This is a genomic window from Psychrobacter sp. SCQQ22, from assembly GCF_015864605.1.
Classification (GTDB): domain Bacteria; phylum Pseudomonadota; class Gammaproteobacteria; order Pseudomonadales; family Moraxellaceae; genus Psychrobacter; species Psychrobacter fozii.
Window position 1 is genome coordinate 59,186 of record NZ_JADYWZ010000005.1, and the last position, 16,803, is coordinate 75,988.

Sequence of the window (16,803 nt, forward strand, 5' to 3'; positions counted from 1 at the left end):
AGCTATTCGAACATAAATATTAACTAAAGGCTTTCTGCTAACAAATTATGATAAGTACTATATTTACATCAAAGATTGATTTTTGGTTGGCGTTTTTAATATTGGGTTCTAGCTTACTACTCGTTTTGGTGCCTGTATGGGAATGGATGTATAACAATAGTTCTATTAAAAGAATAATATTTATTAGCCTTTTTACCATACCAACTGCGTTACTGTTATTGGTACTGTTTTTTAATATAAAGTACACTTTGACAGCTGACACATTGTCAGTGAAAAATGGTTTTTCTACTCAGAGCATCTCATTGAAAGACATTACCAATATCACTCCTACCAGCAGTACTTTATCTGCTCCAGCACTGTCTTTAGATAGGATTGAGATAAGATATGAAGGTGGTAGCATAGTGATATCACCAAAAGACAAAGATAGGTTCTATCATGCAATACAAGAACGTGTACCAGCATTAAAAACTGATGATAATAATGGGCTGATAAAGAGTTAGCCGATAGTTCTAAATATGAACTTAATGACTAAAAAATTGAAAGCATGGCTCAATTCAACACATGGGTAGAATTTAAAATCATGATTAGAGCACTGAGTAAGAATGATAGTGACTTCATATACATATATAGTGTTTATGAAAGTAAAAATTATAGTGAGAATAAAGTTGAAACTTATTATTTAGCAAGCTGTAGTAATTACCAAGGCTTAATGGCGTATAGGGAAAGTGAGGTCTATAACATAGAGATTTTAGCAGACAATTACGTAAGCTTAACAACGGTTGATTTATCAGCAGGTCTAAATGATAGGATGCATCCTATACTTTATGATTTTCTAAAAAATGATTGGGATGCTTATGAAGGTATCGTCGAAGGACAGCTTAAACCTTGGCTTGAATTTCAAAAAGAATTGGGTCATAGACCCTGATTAAGTTAGTTTGCAATAAATAAGACTAAATACTATTTATTTTAAATATAAATTAGCACGTAGGTTAGGCTGAGCTTTCGATACTCAAAAATCAAATGGATCCAACTAAAAAGCTACGATGCTCAATCTATCGTAGCTTTTTTTATTTATCATGGGTAATAATGGCAATATCAAAATGTAATAATCAAATTACTTAGTAAAATTAATCAGAATTTTTAATTAGGGTATCCCCCAATCAAACCAGTTATTTCACCCTTTAAACCTATTAACAGACTACTTAAAACAGACCGCTTATCTAGCCTCTTATATCAAGCTCAGCTATAGCCCTCGTTATAAACTCGGGCACTGCTCGCTTGACGTTATTACATGACCGTCACTGAGACGATAAGCCAATAGACAATTGCCCCACACGCAGCCGCCGTCGAGTGCACGTGCATGTGGCAAATCAACCTCACCTTTTAGTGCAGCCCAATGTCCAAATAGTATCTTACGCGAGCGTGGTACTTGCCATTCAAACCATGGCAAGAAGCCCTCAGGCATCAACTCATCTAAACCTGATGAAAAACCAAACTCAAGCGTGCCATCCTGTTTACATAGACGCATACGCGTAAAATAGTTAGTGATAGCACGCATTTTAGTAAAGCCATTGATATCTGGCTGCCAATCATCAGCTGACTTGCTATACAAATTCGGTAATAAGCGATCGAGCTGCCATAAGCTGCTTTGTAATTGCGCTTCTACTTGTTGTGCATAGCCTGCTGCTTCATCGATACTCCAATGCGGTGGAATACCAGCATGCACCAGTACGGTCTGTTCATCAGGGTAAGCCAATAGCGGCTGATGACGTAACCACTCAAGCAACTCATCACAATCATCAGCGGCAAAAATCGGCGCTGTTTTGTCTTTCTTTTTGAGCTTCGCTGCGCCGCGCCAGACAGCAATCAAATTGATATCATGATTACCAAGGACTGTTGCTGCCGCTCCTTGCTCACATAGCGCCTTGATATGACGCAACGTACTCAATGAGTCTTCACCACGTGCTACCAAGTCACCGGCAAACCATAGCTTGTCTTGGGCTGGATCAAAATTCAAGGTTTCAAGTAATTTAAGATAAGCAGCATAGCAACCCTGCAGGTCTCCAATGACATACTGGTGGCGAAAACTCATAGTACCTCTATGCTTTTTAGATATAAATTTATATAAGAGCACTCTTAAGTGAGTACTCTTATATAAATAGTTTTAGGTGAATAATTATATGTGAATATTTTGAGAGGTGTTCAATATTAAGTTGGATTAAACTAACCTTCTACTTTGCGTGCCTGATTGCTCAAATTGACAAAATCTTTCACACTTAAGACTTCAGGACGCGCTTGTGGGTCGATGGCGCAAGCCGCGAAATCTTCTTCGCTCAACGTTGGCAATAGCGTAGATTTCTTAAAAATCGCACGTAGTGTCTTACGACGATGGTTAAAGGTTTCGCGTACGACAATCGCAAAATATTCTTCATCTTCTGCCACGACTGGTTTAGTGATATGCGGCGTCAAACGAAATACAGCACTGGTTACTTTCGGCGGTGGATTAAAAGCACCGCGTGGTACGGTCAATAGATAATCTGTACCGCAGTGATATTGCATAATAACGGATAAGCGACCATAAGTTTTGCTACCAACATCAGCAGTGATACGCTCAACCACTTCCTTTTGCAACATAAAGTGCATGTCTTGAATCACGTCGGCATAACTGAGTAAATGAAAAAGTATCGGGGTAGAGATGTTATATGGCAGGTTACCTACCACACGTAGCTTGCCGCGCTCAGGACTATACAGCTCGCGATAGTCCACATGCATCGCGTTATCTTTGATAATCTCAAAATTCGGATGACTGTTGGCACCAATACGGATACGCAAACTGTCTGCCAAATCACGATCCAACTCTACTACGGTCATCGCATCGACTTCTGCCAATAGTGGCTCAGTCAACGCACCCATTCCCGGCCCAATCTCGATTAGATTGTCATCGCGCTCGAGACGAATGCTTTCAACGATTTCGCGAATGACGCTGCCATCATGCAAGAAGTTTTGACCAAAGCGCTTACGCGGTTGGTGTTTAACAGCACGTAGGCTGTTGGAAATAGATTGAGCATCAAACGGAGTTTTGGACATAGAAGAGTCTTAATGTGTAAAAGATAAATGGGCGATAATGGCAGCAATATGCCAATTATATAATGATGAATTATACCACAGCTCAGAATTAGGCTGTATTGTTGAAACATGATTATCGATAAGCTACCCATACTTTATCGCAATAGATACCGTGACGTCTTCTACCCAACATCATTTGTCATAACGTCTCTTATGGGAACAATGACAGCCTGTATCAGGCTAACAACGCTACATTTTGTAGGAACAGGGATGATAAAAAATAATATAAATACCGTCATAACCCCTGAGGAAATTAATTAGTTATGAAAATAATGAGAGTAATTTCGTCTGTTCTAGCTTTAATTATAGTTATATCTACTGCTATCTATTACTTGTATCCAATACAAATATTAGATGACTTAAAACTAAAAAGAACTATAGGTGGTGAGCATCGTCTAATTTTTGACAATCAGAAGCTAGGCTATATTAGTGGCTTAGATTCATGGTACGTCGAAGGATCACAAATCTACGGTTCAATGAGCTCCAACAGAAATCGAACAAATACATCACTATTTTATTTTTATGTCGATGTCTGTACTGGTGAGAATCTTCTGATAAGTAGCTATTCTAAATTTGAAGATTTTTTAGATGATAAAGATATATCAAAAGAGAGACGCAACTATATGAGTGGCAATAATCTTATAAATATGAAAAAGTTTGATTATTCATCATCTGTAGATTGCTCATAATATTTTGAATAGACTTCTGGCAAAAGTACCAGTTCATTGACTTCCACTGACGGAGTCACAAGGGCTAGCAATGACTTATGCAAGAGGTCTATTAAACTGTCTAATGCAAAATATCCCAAGTTTGCTTGTACGGATTTAATAGCAGAGGTTGGTATTTAGAATACTACCCTTTAATAAAAAGCTAAAAGTATTGGAGCACGCAGTAAAATGATAATTAACAAAGCATTAAAAGACTATGTTTATCTATTATGTTTGTACTGGCCTCATATTGAGCAGTTAATATGTACGGATTCCATAGGCTCCTTTAAAGATGATTGGCTACAAGCAAATTGGGAGATAATTGTAGAAAGACAGTTAATGAGTGCTGATATGTATTTAGAAGCATATGGAGACGGTGTAGACTGTAACGGTGAAAGCTCCCGAGTTCTATTCCCTGAGAAAACAGCTACTCACAGTATAATTCTGAACTCTAATAGTTAACACAAAATTTATGATATTTTGGGAGAACGTTATATTGAGAATAAAGATGATGACATTATTTTTCAAAAGTTCGTAACTATAAAAAAAGATGGTTGGTACTATGAAGAACCTCCTTTCAATAAAATAGAAGCCTTATATAGAGATGAAACTCTAATAGTAGACTTTAGTATTGTCGAGGCTAAATTGAAAGCCATTTAAGGTATACCTCAGCGTAACCAGCTACTTCACCCTTAAAACCTATTAATAGACCACTTAAAATAGGTCCTATTTAATGGTTCATAAATAGGACCTATTGACGGTAACCTTATCCAATACTGCGTAAAAAATTTTGTTAAGGCACCGACTTATGCAAGAGGTTTTTCAATAAGTGATTTATCCGCCATCTCATTGGCCATATTTAACGCTTGATATAAGCTAGTCGCACTCGCACCACCACGGCCTGCCAAGTCAAGTGCTGTACCGTGATCAACCGATGTGCGAATATAAGGCAATCCTAAGGTTAGATTAACCGTATCACCAAATCCGTGTGATTTGAGGACTGGTAAGCCTTGGTCATGATACATAGCAATCACCGCATCACAGTTTGCTAAATGCCTTGGGGTAAATAACGTATCCGCTGGCATCGCCTCTGATATATCGACCCCTGCTTCGATAAACTCATGCAACACCGGATTGATAACCTCAATCTCTTCCATACCTAGATGGCCGCCCTCGCCTGCATGTGGATTAAGCCCACAAACTAAGATACGGGGCTGCGTTAAGCCAAATTTCTCTCGCATATCATCAATGACAATCTGTACCGTTTGGCGCACATTCTCTGCCGTAATAGCTGCCGGTATGTCTTTTAATGCTAAATGAGTCGTAACAAGCGCCACTTTCATGGCTTGATTGGCGAGCATCATCACGACTTTTTCACAGCCACTTTGCTGCATAAAAAACTCAGTGTGGCCGCTAAACATATTGCCATCTAATAACTTAATGTCTGCGTCAATGAGTGCGGACTTTTGCAATGGGCCGGTAACGATGGCGGCGACTGTTTTATTGAATGCTAGCTTATGCGCAATGTCCAATTGTTTGGCCACCATTGCTGAATTGCTAGTATTGATTTGCCCAGAGATGACTGGTGCTGCACAAGATGTATGAAGCAGGATAAAAGCATCGTCACTACGATTCATATTCGTTGACATCTGCTCTAAGAAATCATCTGCCTCTATATTTGCGTCTACCGTCTGCCATGATGGGCAAAATTTTAAGACACCAGCAGTGGTAAGCTCTTTGGCACGCTCTGTCATTGCGTCTGCATCCGCAGTTACCCAAATTGGCCGCGAAAAGTCTTGCAACTTATTTTCTGACGCTAGTAGCAGTACGACGTCCATACCAATGCCAGCAGGTTCGCCTGTCGTGATTAACAACGGTAATTTATTTTGCATCATAAAAATAGCCCCATATCTTAATTAAACATCTGATTTTATTGTTTTTATGGTTAAATATAATGGTTTTTATATCTAAAAACCGCAATCCATCTCTTCACTGATCAACCCTAATAGCTTCAGATTTAGTTACTGTATGCGTCTAAAAAAAGCCCATAATGTGTTAAACTTTCGCATCTGATTGTAGCATTTACTGGCAAGCGTGAGACTGCATTTTGTGTTGTATCGTAGCAGTACACCGCATTTGCTTTGCTGTATTATTGCCAATCATCAAACACTTATATTAAATATCTATTTACACCCTCTTTCATACCGACTCTTGATACATTAGGCACTCATGGCAGATACCGAAAAAAACGACGACTTGCTCAATCAAACACCGCCGCACAATATCGATATTGAAAAGGCGTTGCTTGCCTCTTTGATGAGCATCGAAGAAGCGTATGACAAGATTGCCGATATCGTTACCAAAGACGATTTTTATGCTGGGCGACATCAATACATCTTTGATGCGATTGCCCATTTGGCAGCGGTCAATGAGCCTTATGACACGGTCATGGTGCATGACTGGTTGGAAGCACAGAAACTACTCAAAGGTGCGGGCGGTGACAGTTACTTGGCAGATATTTTGAGCCAAAGCCCTGCCACCTTATTTAACCTCACGGCCTACGCCCAGCGCGTACGTGAACTATCAACACTACGTCAGCTGATTACCACTGGCAATGACATGTTGACACTGGCTTATAACCCGAAAGACCAAAGCGTTAGTGACATCTTAGACAGTGTCGAAGGCAAGATATTTAGTATTAATGAGCAGCATAATAAACGCGCTGAACAGCGTGGCCCTGTCGGCATTACCTCGGTGTTGACCAATGTCATTGATAAAATCCAAGAGCTAAAATCCAATCCAGATGGCATGATTGGTTTGCAAACGCCATTCGCTGAGCTGAATAATAAAACACAAGGTTTGCAGGCAGGCGATTTAATTATCGTCGCCGCGCGTCCGTCGATGGGTAAAACAACCTTTGCGATGAACTTGGCAGAAGGCATCTTATTTAACGAAGACTTACCAGTCGTGGTGTTTTCGATGGAGATGCCTGCGGAGTCTATCGTGATGCGCTTGCTATCATCATGGGGCGCGATTAATCAGACGCATCTGCGTTCTGGGCAAATGAATGAAGATGAATGGGCAAAAATGATGAATGCCATTCAGCATTTGCAATCTAAGCACCTGTATATCGATGATAGTACTGCCCTGCCACCATCTGAGATGCGTTCACGCTGTCGCCGTATCGCCAAAAATCATGATGGCAAGCTTGGGGCTATCGTAGTCGATTATCTCCAGTTGATGAAAGTGCCAAACCTAGATGGCAACCGTGTTGGGGAAATCTCTGAGATTTCTCGTAGTCTAAAAGCCTTAGCACGGGAACTTGAGTGTCCAGTAATTGCGCTATCGCAGCTTAACCGTAGTCTAGAGAACCGTCCTAACAAGCGTCCAATTATGTCAGATTTGCGTGAATCAGGTGCGATTGAGCAGGATGCCGATTTGATTATGTTCATCTACCGTGATGAGGTTTATAATGAGAACTCAGATCACAAAGGCGTGGCTGAAATTATCATTGGTAAACAGCGTAATGGCCCTATCGGTACCATACGTTTGGGCTTTGAAGGACAATTTACTCGCTTTATCAATCTGACGCCAGAATACTATCAAAATGTCAGTTTCGAGAATGATGAATAGTCATAGTTTTACCGATTATGCTTGCTTAACCTTAAACACTTAATACAAACAGCTCTCAGTAACCATAGCCAGTGCCACATCAATCCAATTGATGCAGCATTGGCTTTATCACTTCATAACTTTGCTAATAAAGAAGCCAATTATGCGTACTATCACTATCAAACCAAAAGCCATTACTCATAACCTCACCCAAGTTAAAAAAATGGCGCCACACTCTAAAGTTCTGGCCATGGTGAAATCCAACGCTTACGGACACGGGATAGCGGCAGTTTTGCCAGCATTACAGCAAGCAGACGGTATTGGAGTCGCCACCTTAACTGAAGCACTAGAAGCACGACAATTAGGTTGGAATAAAACGATTGGTTTGATCGAAGGTGCGTTTACCGCTGATGAGTGGCAGCAAGCCATTGATAGTGATATTAGCTGCGTCATTCATCATGAGCCACAGTTGCAATGGGCATTGGAAAATATCCCACCAGCTAGTAGTGCTACTAGAGTGGTGTGGATTAAATACAATACAGGTATGAATCGCCTAGGTTTCGATGCCGAGGGTGTGATTGCTGCCGCTAAACAGCTTCATGCTGCTGGATACCAACTGATTCTCACCACGCATTTTGCCAATGCAGACAACAGCACTCATCCATTAAATGCGATGCAAATACAGCGTTTTTCAGACGTTTTAAACATTTTACAAGAGACTGTTAGCGCTGAGATTAAGGGTTCATTGTGTAATTCAGCTGGTATCGTCAATTTTTCAGAGCATCATTATGATTGGATACGTCCAGGTATTATTTTATATGGTAGCTCACCTGTCGTTGATCAAAGCGCACAGGAATTAGATTTACAGCCAGCGATGGATTTTAGCGCGCAAATTATCGCTCTACAGACAGTCAATGCAGACCATGCTATTGGTTATGGCAGTCGTTGGATCGCACAAAAAGACACCAGAACAGCTCTAGTCAGTATCGGCTACGGAGATGGCTACCCTCGTGTCGTCAACGATGACGCTTATGTCTCTGTCATTGACACGAGCAATAATCAAAGCTATCGATGCGCGGTCATTGGACGCGTGGCAATGGATATGATTGTCATTGATGTCAGTACTGCGCCAGAAGACATTGCTTTAGACAGTAAGGTAATGTTATGGGGCGATGCACCGCACGTTGATGAGGTCGCTGCACATGCAGGTACCATTAGCTATGAACTGCTATGCCGCCTGAGCATACGTCCAAAGCGTGTGCAAGCCTAATAATCATAATACGACGGTGAAGTTGCCGAGTACTGGAGTGACTGAGCAATCAGACTAAATTGGGCGTTTACATTAGAAGTAATTGCGCTATACTAAAAGTTTGTTGTCACCCCAGTATGCGCACTGATGCGATGCTATTGAAGACTGATAACGTTTCACTGACTGCGATCGACTGCTAGGATTACTATGAGTTTGCGCCATTTTTTGACCCTATCTGATTTAACCAAACAAGAACTAGAAACCCTTATCAAACGCGCAAGCGAATTACGTAAGATGCAACATGCTGGCGAGATATATCAGCCTTTTGTTGGTCGTACGCTGGGTATGATTTTTGAAAAATCCTCAACCCGCACGCGTATTTCTTTTGAAACAGGTATGGGCCAGTTTGGTGGTAGTGCTATCTTCTTGTCGCCAAATGACACACAGCTTGGACGTGGTGAGCCGCTAGAGGACTCTGCTCGTGTAATCTCTAGTATGGTTGATATCATCATGATTCGTACCTTTGGTCACGAAAATGTCGAGACATTTGCTGAATACTCAAGTGTACCGATTATCAATGCACTTACTGATGAGTACCACCCTTGCCAGTTGCTTGCTGATATGCAGACCTATTATGAGCATCGCGGCAGTATCGAAAACAAAATCGTGACGTGGGTCGGTGATGGCAATAATATGTGTTCATCATTTATGCAAGCGGCCAATCAGTTTGGTTTTGAGCTACGTGTGGCAGCGCCTTATGGCTTTGAGCCAGACCCTAAATTGATGGAACGCTTCTCTCATTGCGTCAGCCTCGTCGAAAATGTACAAGATGCGGCAAAAGACTCAAACCTAATCGTCACCGATGTATGGGCAAGCATGGGACAAGAGTCAGAGCAAAACACCCGCGCCCGTCGTTTTGCGCCTTATCAGGTAACACCATCACTGCTAGACAAAGCTGATCCTGAAGTCGTGTTTATGCATTGCTTGCCTGCGCATCGTGGTGAGGAAATCTCTCATGATATGCTAGATGATCCACGTTCAGTGGTGTGGGATGAAGCAGAGAACCGCTTGCATGCACAAAAAGCATTAATGGAATTTTTGTTAAAAGACAAAATCAAAATCTAAAAAATATAGCTATAAGTTATTTATCAAAGAATAAACATAAAAAAGGCAGACCACATTGATTGCGGTCTGCCTTTTTATTGCTACTACATAACAAGCTACTATAGCGTTTTTAACGGATGAGTGTCTTGTAACGAGTAAAAAATTTTAACGAGTTAGTGTTGTCACCCCATTACTACCAGCTTTTAACAATACATCGGCTTGATTGGCAGCAAATATACCATTGCATACCACACCTACGATATTATTTAGCGTTTGCTCAAGCTCTATTGGATTGCTCACATCCAGATCATAGGTGTCTAAAATCACGTTTCCATAATCGGTCACGAAATCTTCACGGTAAACTGGCTCACCGCCTAGACTCACCAATTGGCGTGCAACATAAGAGCGTGCTTGTGGTAATACTTCAATCGGTACTGGAAACTCACGTCCAAGCATCTCGACACTTTTACTCTCATCAACCATGCATATAAATTTATTAGAAGCCGCTGCCACGATTTTCTCACGAGTAAGCGCGCCGCCACCGCCCTTAATGAGCTGCAAATGCTCATTTACTTCGTCCGCACCATCGATATAAATATCAAGCGTACCAGCAAAGTTTAAATCAACGATCTCAATACCAAGGGCACGAAGTTTGTCTTCAGTGACCTGTGAGCTAGCAACTGCGCCAGCAAGCTTTACTGTCGGCAATAATTCAATCAAGCAATTAACTGTACTACCTGTGCCTACGCCCAGTATCATGCCATCTTCGACATAGTTTAGAGCAGCTTTGGCTGCGGCTTGCTTTTGTGCTTGCTGATCACTCATCATAAATCCTTGGAAAATAAACGTATCATTATAAAAGAGGTAAAATGCGCCGCTATTATACCCGATGAGTTTGATCGATGTCAGCGTAATAACCACGCTAATCACAAGAGATTTACTCAACCTTTAAAATGTAGACAGATAAGGCAACCACAAGACTAAGGCCAATAGCGTGACCAATAATACGGGCGGCGTAATAATCAGCCCAATTTTCATGTACTGTCCCCAACTGATTTTATAGTCTTTTTCTGCCAATACATGGAGCCACAATAATGTCGCAAGGCTACCGATAGGCGTAAATTTCGGCCCCAAGTCATTACCAATCACGTTGGCATAAATCATGAGCTCACGAGTGGCGTCTGGTACTTGCGCACTATCGATAGCCAGTGCACCAACTAAGGTAGACGGCATATTATTCATGATAGATGCCACAATAGCAGAGAGGAATCCCGTTCCTAATGTTGCGATGACCGTACCCTGCTGCCCTAGCCAATTTAAAATTTGAGCACCATAGGCCGTCAAGCCTGCATTACCCAAACCATAAACCACCAAATACATACCGATTGAAAACAAGACAATTTGCCAAGGAGCCTTTCGCAAAACATCAGATACTGAAACCACTGCACCGCGTCCACCTTGCCACCACCGTCCTGCGATTGCCATTAGCACCAGCGCAGCGACGCCTGTCACAAACGAAATAGCAATGCCCAATGATTCAGTCGTAAAGTACGCGACGAGTAGTAAGGCTAAAAGCGGAAAAGCCGCCTTAAAAACGAGCGGATCTTCAATCGCGGACTCTGGCGCACGCAGTTCAGCAACAGAGTAGTGTTTTGGAATATGCCGCGCATAGACGACCCATAACACGGCGAGTGTCGCTAACACAGAGACGATGTTGACTGGCACCATGACTGCCGCATAACGTCCAAAGCCAATATCAAAGTAATTGGCACTGACGATATTAACTAGATTGGATGTCACTAACGGTAGGCTCGCGGTATCAGCAATAAAGCCTGTCGCGATGATAAAAGCCAAAGCAGATGGCGGTGAGAACTTAAGACGCAGCAAGATAGCGATGACAATCGGGGTCAATAGCAATGCTGCTCCATCGTTGGCGAAGAAGGCTGAAATGAATGCGCCTAAAATCACAATCATAGGAAATAGTAATCTTCCTTGCCCATTGCCCAATCGAGCCACATGCAAAGCTGCCCAACCAAAAAATCCAGCTCTATCTAAGATAAGAGAGATAATAATCAGAGCGACAAAGGTAAAAGTCGCATCCCAAACAATATCCCACACAACTCCAATATCGGAGAACTGTACCACGCCAAATACTAAGGCGATCGATGCACCACCCATTGCGCTCCAGCCGATACCCAGTCCTTTAGGTTGCCAAATCACTAAAATTAACGTGACGATAAATATAGTCAATGCGATCATCGAGTAACCTTTCTAAGCTCAATTATTATAAGAAGCCGTATTAAAAAATACATGATGAGAGAGTGAATTAGAGTGATTTTTGATTGACGCGCTTGGATAGTTCTTCAGTGCTTTCTACCCGTTCAGAGTAGCGATCGGTCAGATAGGCTGAGCGCCCACGAGTCAGCCAAGTAAATTTCACCAACTCCTCACAGACATCAACAAGACGCAGATATAAAGGTGACTTATCCATGCGATCGTCATCGTTAAATTCCAAAAATGCCTTGGGGATAGACGATTGATTCGGGATAGTAATCATGCGCATCCAACGACCAAGGATACGTAGCTGATTAACGGTATTGAAGCTTTGACTACCGCCACTGACTTGCATCACTGCCAATGTTTTACCTTGGGTCGGACGCACGCCTCCCAATGATAGTGGAATCCAATCGATTTGTGCTTTCATGATACTGGTCATGCTGCCATGCCGTTCTGGACTTACCCAGAGCATACCCTCTGACCACTGTGCCAGCTCTCGCAGCTCTTGCACTTTGGGATGATCTGCATCGGCAGCATCAGGCAGTGGCAAGCCCGTCGGATCAAATGTCCGAACGTCACAACCATACCAACGCAATAATCGACTTGCCTCCTCGCTTGCCAGCCTAGAAAATGAGCGGGCACGCAAAGAGCCATATAGCACCAATATTTTGGGTGGATGGCGCGAATCATTTGGAGCAATCAACGCTTCAATATCAATCGCTTGAATTTCACTTGCAGCAATATTAGGTAATTCATCTAAATTCGGTACATTGTCTAAGCCAGACTGTTCTGTGTTAGCGTTTGCCATGATGAATGACTTCCCCATCTTCTTTAGTAAAACGACTCACTGGATGCTCTAGCAACTCAAACACTCGCTCTGATGGACGGCATAACGCGGCGCCTTTATTTGTGAGCACTATAGGTCGGTTGATTAAAATAGGATGGGCAATCATCGCATCGATGATCTGATCATCAGATAATTCAGGATTGTCTAATCCTAATTCATCGTTAATGGACTCTTTGCTTCGTAATAGCTCTCTTGGCGCGATATTCATTTTTGCCAATAGTTCTACCAAGTATTCACGGGCTGGTGGGGTTTTCAAGTATTCCACTACTTCAGGATGCTCACCTGAAGCATGCATAATGGCTAAGGTATTACGAGAGGTTCCGCATTTGGGATTATGAAAAATTAATGATGTCATAGTGATTTCACTTATTGTCTGAATATGTTGTTTGAATTCTGAATATATTATTTGAATATAATCAATAAAATTGATTTTGACGTTATGTTTGTCTTACAGATTCGCTCAATAATGGCATTAGATACTGTCTTAAGCTTTATCTCAAATATAGTCTTAAGAGTTATCTTACTTGCTGTTTGAGTCATTAGTATTAACGACCCCACATCCACTTAGACTGTCCATAAGGGACGCACACAATTCTGGATGGCCCGCGCAGCAGTCCTGCAATAGAAACTGAACGACAGCTTCCATGTGCGATAGCGAAGCACGATAGATAATCTGTCGGCTGTGGCGTTGTGAAACCACCCACCCTGCTCGTGCCAGCACTGATAGATGCGCTGACATGGTGTTATGTGGTACGGATAATTGACGGGCAATTTCACCCGCAGGCAGTCCTTCAGGCTCTTGACTAACAAGCAACCTAAAGGCTTTTAAACGAGTATCTTGAGAGAGCGCAGCAAAGCTTGCGATAGCATTATTTATTTCCATATGTCCAATAATATAGACATATTAAAATTATTCAATATTTTTTAATAAAATATTTGTACAAAACTGACCTTATCTATCATCAAAACTTGAAATCATTGCAAAAACTGCAATAGGGTCTTGCAAGATAATCAAAATCGGCATAGGCTAATCTATTTCGTTTTTATATTCATATACAACCTGTATTAGGGATCATTATGCTGTCAAACTGGGTACGAGCCATCTTACAAGCCACCGTCTATGACGTTGCGATTCAAACACCACTTGAAGCGGCACCCAAGCTGACCCAACGTTTTGCTAATGACATTCGTTTTAAACGCGAAGATTTACAACCCGTCAAGTCCTTTAAATTGCGCGGTGCCTACAACCGTATTAGCCAATTGAACGATGAGCAAAAAGCGCGCGGTGTCATTTGCGCATCGGCGGGCAATCACGCACAAGGCGTGGCCTATTCTGCTCGCAAACTTGATCTTAACAACATCATTGTTATGCCGACCACCACGCCTGACATCAAAGTAGATGCCGTGAGAGCACTGGGTGGCAATGTTGATTTGCATGGCGACAGCTTCGATGAAGCCAACCGTTATGCAATCAATCGTGCTGAGACCGAAGGCTTAACCTTTATCCCGCCTTACGATGATGAATTGGTTATTGCTGGACAAGGCACTATTGGTCTGGAGCTGACCCAGCAGTGGCGCAACATGGACTACGTTTTCGTTGCGGTTGGCGGCGGTGGTCTCATCTCTGGTGTCGCGGCCTTTTTAGGCGCAGTGGCTCCACATGTCAAAGTTATCGCTGTAGAGGCTGAACAATCTGCTTGTTTAAAGGCAGCACTGGAAACAGGTGAGCGCGTTAAGTTAGAACAAGTTGGCTTATTCGTCGATGGTGTGGCGGTTGCTCAAATTGGCGAGCTGCCTTTTGAAGTCGTCCGTACACAAAAAAGTGATAATTCAGGCCCTATCGTCGAATCTGATGTGATTACCTGCACCAATGATGAAGTCTGCGCCGCCGTCAAAGATATCTTTGAAGAAAACCGTAGCATCGTCGAGCCTGCTGGCGCCTTGTCTGTTGCAGGCATGAAAAAATATATCGCAGCCAATAACCTGCAAGGCAAAAACTGTGTCGGTATTATCTGCGGTGCCAATATGAATTTTGACCGTCTGCGTTATATCGCTGAGCGTACCGAAATCGGTGAGAAAAAAGAAGCCATCTTTGGCGTGACTATCCCTGAGCAAACGGGCGCTTTCTTAAACTTCTGTCGTAGCCTGCATGGACGTAATATCACTGAATTTAACTACCGTGCTGATAGCAAAAAATCACCAGACTCTATGGAGCCTGCCTCGATATTCGTCGGTATCGCCTTAAAAGAAGGGGATAAAGAGCGTCAAACTATCAGCAATCAATTGGCTGCTGATGGCTACACTGCCCATGATTTAACCGATGATGACATTGCTAAATCTCATATCCGTCACTTGATCGGTGGTCATGCGCACGTCGAAAACGAGCAGTTATTAAGTGTGGTGTTCCCAGAACGTCCAGGCGCATTGCTTACTTTCTTAGAGAAGCTTGGTGACGATTTTAATATTACCTTGTTTCATTATCGCAATCACGGTGCCGCTGAAGGTCGCGTACTGGTAGGCCTACAAGCCTCAGAGAGCAACTCTCGCCAGCTACAAGACGCGCTGCTTGATATTGGTTACGACTGTACGATGCTCAATGACAATATCGGCTATCAATTGTTTTTGAAATAATAAAGCAGGTATCAATCACTCTCTACTCTGTCAGTTTTTTAATCCATTAAAAGGCTGACAATAGCGAGCGGATGGTAGCAACAGTTAGTTTTTAACAGTTATTAATGAGTGTGAAGCAATGATGAAAAATATATTAATGATCCTAATACTACTGGTTTTGGTAGTTGTGGGTTATAAACTTTTTCAACCTGAGAGAGCACCGAGTAGCTCTATCACGGATTCATCCAACACACCTCCAGTAGGTGCTGCGCTAACCTCTGCTGATTCAGATGAAATACAACCTACTTATATAGATACAGGTTCAGAAGCAGAGTCATCCACAAATTAAAAGCCGACAATAAATTCACAACCAACAACGTCAAGCTTTTCATGTGATGGTAGACAACACTGCTCTCAGATGACTTCGTGCGAGGAGGCAACTTACTTTACACAACACTGTCCTAATACAAAAATGGACGGCAATCATGATGGCATACCTTGTGAACAACAATGGTGTAACTGATTTCTATAAACTATAAATATAATATATTCCCTATCCAGCACATCAATCACAAAAACTTATTTGCAAATATAAAGTATGCCCTAATCTCATTAAGATTAGCTTATTTTAAATAAATACAGACATCCATATAGAGTAGCTGTTATGCAGAATAATACAAATAGCAAAACCCAAGGCTTAGCCAAAATTCGCCTTGATAAGTGGCTTTGGGCAGCACGTTTTTATCGAACACGCACACTTGCCAAACAAGCCATCGAAGGTGGACGAGTTCACTACGCTGGTAGCCGTGTAAAAACCAGCAAAGAGATTGCGGTCGGAGATGAATTAACCATCCGCCAAGGCTCAGCCACTGCCATGACTGAAAAAACAGTCATCGTGGAAGCGCTAACCACTCAACGCGGTAATGCGAGCGCAGCTGAAGTATTGTATTCAGAAACTGACGAGAGCGAAAATCGCCGCGCCTATCATGCAGAGCAACGCAAGCTTGCCAATCTTGCTCGCCCTGATAACAAACCCAACAAAAAAGAGCGTCGTGACATTCAGCGCTTTAAAAGCAAGCAAGACTAAAATACCGCCATTATTACACTGAATCATAGACCATATCGCCATCAATATTGTGTCATATGACCATATTGTTCAGCCTACACTCTTGCCATTTACAGCATTAACCGTTACGCTGACAGCCGATTCAATCAATTGCATGCTGATAAAAGCCGCACTAATAATGCTGGTCTCTTATGGCATGTTTTTT

At 42.2% G+C, this 16,803-nt stretch carries 15 protein-coding genes and 1 pseudogene; 8 read left to right on the forward strand and 8 right to left on the reverse strand.

Annotation, left to right across the window (positions count from 1 at the left end):
• Positions 1 to 248 precede the first annotated feature (248 nt).
• Entirely contained in the window at positions 249 to 500 is a 252-nt protein-coding gene (locus I6E84_RS08155; protein WP_265090857.1) for a PH domain-containing protein, read from the forward strand.
• A gap of 44 nt (positions 501 to 544) precedes the next feature.
• Positions 545 to 925: a hypothetical protein gene (locus tag I6E84_RS08160; protein ID WP_197217393.1), complete on the forward strand. Its 381-nt coding sequence runs from the start codon at positions 545 to 547 to the stop codon at positions 923 to 925.
• Between the two features lie 330 nt (positions 926 to 1,255).
• On the opposite strand, the gene I6E84_RS08165 is transcribed toward I6E84_RS08160, so the two are convergent.
• The 3 genes from I6E84_RS08165 to pdxA form a co-directional block, all read right to left on the reverse strand.
• Positions 1,256 to 2,092 (reverse strand): symmetrical bis(5'-nucleosyl)-tetraphosphatase, encoded by an 837-nt coding sequence (locus I6E84_RS08165; protein ID WP_197217395.1) that lies wholly within the window; start codon positions 2,090 to 2,092, stop codon positions 1,256 to 1,258.
• A gap of 131 nt (positions 2,093 to 2,223) precedes the next feature.
• The gene (gene rsmA, locus I6E84_RS08170) at positions 2,224 to 3,087 is read right to left on the reverse strand and encodes a 16S rRNA (adenine(1518)-N(6)/adenine(1519)-N(6))-dimethyltransferase RsmA (protein WP_110923808.1); all 864 of its coding nucleotides are present in this window, start codon (positions 3,085 to 3,087) and stop codon (positions 2,224 to 2,226) included.
• A 1,552-nt stretch (positions 3,088 to 4,639) separates the two neighbouring features.
• Entirely contained in the window at positions 4,640 to 5,725 is a 1,086-nt protein-coding gene (gene pdxA, locus I6E84_RS08175) for a 4-hydroxythreonine-4-phosphate dehydrogenase PdxA (protein WP_197217568.1), read from the reverse strand.
• Positions 5,726 to 6,062: 337 nt separating this feature from the next.
• On the opposite strand from pdxA, the gene dnaB reads away from it, so the two are divergent.
• From dnaB to argF, 3 genes are all read left to right on the forward strand, one after another.
• Positions 6,063 to 7,466, forward strand: coding sequence for a replicative DNA helicase (dnaB, locus tag I6E84_RS08180; RefSeq protein ID WP_110923805.1), 1,404 nt, complete (start codon positions 6,063 to 6,065; stop codon positions 7,464 to 7,466).
• A gap of 142 nt (positions 7,467 to 7,608) precedes the next feature.
• Positions 7,609 to 8,715 carry an alanine racemase gene (alr, locus tag I6E84_RS08185; RefSeq protein WP_197217397.1) on the forward strand — a complete coding sequence of 369 codons (1,107 nt, stop codon included), beginning with the start codon at positions 7,609 to 7,611 and terminating at the stop codon, positions 8,713 to 8,715.
• A 186-nt stretch (positions 8,716 to 8,901) separates the two neighbouring features.
• The gene (argF, locus tag I6E84_RS08190) at positions 8,902 to 9,819 is read left to right on the forward strand and encodes an ornithine carbamoyltransferase (protein WP_110923803.1); all 918 of its coding nucleotides are present in this window, start codon (positions 8,902 to 8,904) and stop codon (positions 9,817 to 9,819) included.
• A 144-nt stretch (positions 9,820 to 9,963) separates the two neighbouring features.
• On the opposite strand, the gene rpiA is transcribed toward argF, so the two are convergent.
• The 5 genes from rpiA to I6E84_RS08215 all read right to left on the reverse strand — a co-directional run bounded on the left by rpiA (position 9,964) and on the right by I6E84_RS08215 (position 13,805).
• Positions 9,964 to 10,623: a ribose-5-phosphate isomerase RpiA gene (gene rpiA, locus I6E84_RS08195; RefSeq protein ID WP_197217398.1), complete on the reverse strand. Its 660-nt coding sequence runs from the start codon at positions 10,621 to 10,623 to the stop codon at positions 9,964 to 9,966.
• 123 nt (positions 10,624 to 10,746) lie between these two features.
• Complete coding sequence (locus I6E84_RS08200; RefSeq protein ID WP_197217399.1) at positions 10,747 to 12,057, reverse strand: arsenic transporter; 1,311 nt, start codon at positions 12,055 to 12,057, stop codon at positions 10,747 to 10,749.
• A 67-nt stretch (positions 12,058 to 12,124) separates the two neighbouring features.
• Positions 12,125 to 12,883: an arsenical resistance protein ArsH gene (gene arsH / locus I6E84_RS08205; protein WP_197217400.1), complete on the reverse strand. Its 759-nt coding sequence runs from the start codon at positions 12,881 to 12,883 to the stop codon at positions 12,125 to 12,127.
• Positions 12,870 to 13,277 carry an arsenate reductase (glutaredoxin) gene (gene arsC, locus I6E84_RS08210; protein ID WP_197217401.1) on the reverse strand — a complete coding sequence of 136 codons (408 nt, stop codon included), beginning with the start codon at positions 13,275 to 13,277 and terminating at the stop codon, positions 12,870 to 12,872. Before arsC ends, arsH begins: the two co-directional genes overlap by 14 nt.
• A 165-nt stretch (positions 13,278 to 13,442) precedes the next feature.
• Positions 13,443 to 13,805 carry an ArsR/SmtB family transcription factor gene (locus tag I6E84_RS08215; RefSeq protein ID WP_197217402.1) on the reverse strand — a complete coding sequence of 121 codons (363 nt, stop codon included), beginning with the start codon at positions 13,803 to 13,805 and terminating at the stop codon, positions 13,443 to 13,445.
• A 194-nt stretch (positions 13,806 to 13,999) separates the two neighbouring features.
• Here I6E84_RS08215 and ilvA point away from each other — a divergent pair, with 194 nt between their 5' ends.
• The 3 genes and pseudogenes from ilvA (at position 14,000) to I6E84_RS08230 (ending at position 16,619) form a co-directional block, all read left to right on the forward strand.
• On the forward strand, positions 14,000 to 15,553 hold the full coding sequence (gene ilvA, locus I6E84_RS08220; RefSeq protein ID WP_197101379.1) for a threonine ammonia-lyase, biosynthetic: 1,554 nt from the start codon (positions 14,000 to 14,002) through the stop codon (positions 15,551 to 15,553).
• A 355-nt stretch (positions 15,554 to 15,908) separates the two neighbouring features.
• Positions 15,909 to 16,055: pseudogene (locus I6E84_RS08225) on the forward strand (excalibur calcium-binding domain-containing protein); the annotation flags it as partial.
• 141 nt (positions 16,056 to 16,196) lie between these two features.
• Positions 16,197 to 16,619 carry an RNA-binding S4 domain-containing protein gene (locus I6E84_RS08230; protein ID WP_110923797.1) on the forward strand — a complete coding sequence of 141 codons (423 nt, stop codon included), beginning with the start codon at positions 16,197 to 16,199 and terminating at the stop codon, positions 16,617 to 16,619.
• The last annotated feature ends 184 nt before the right edge of the window (positions 16,620 to 16,803 follow it).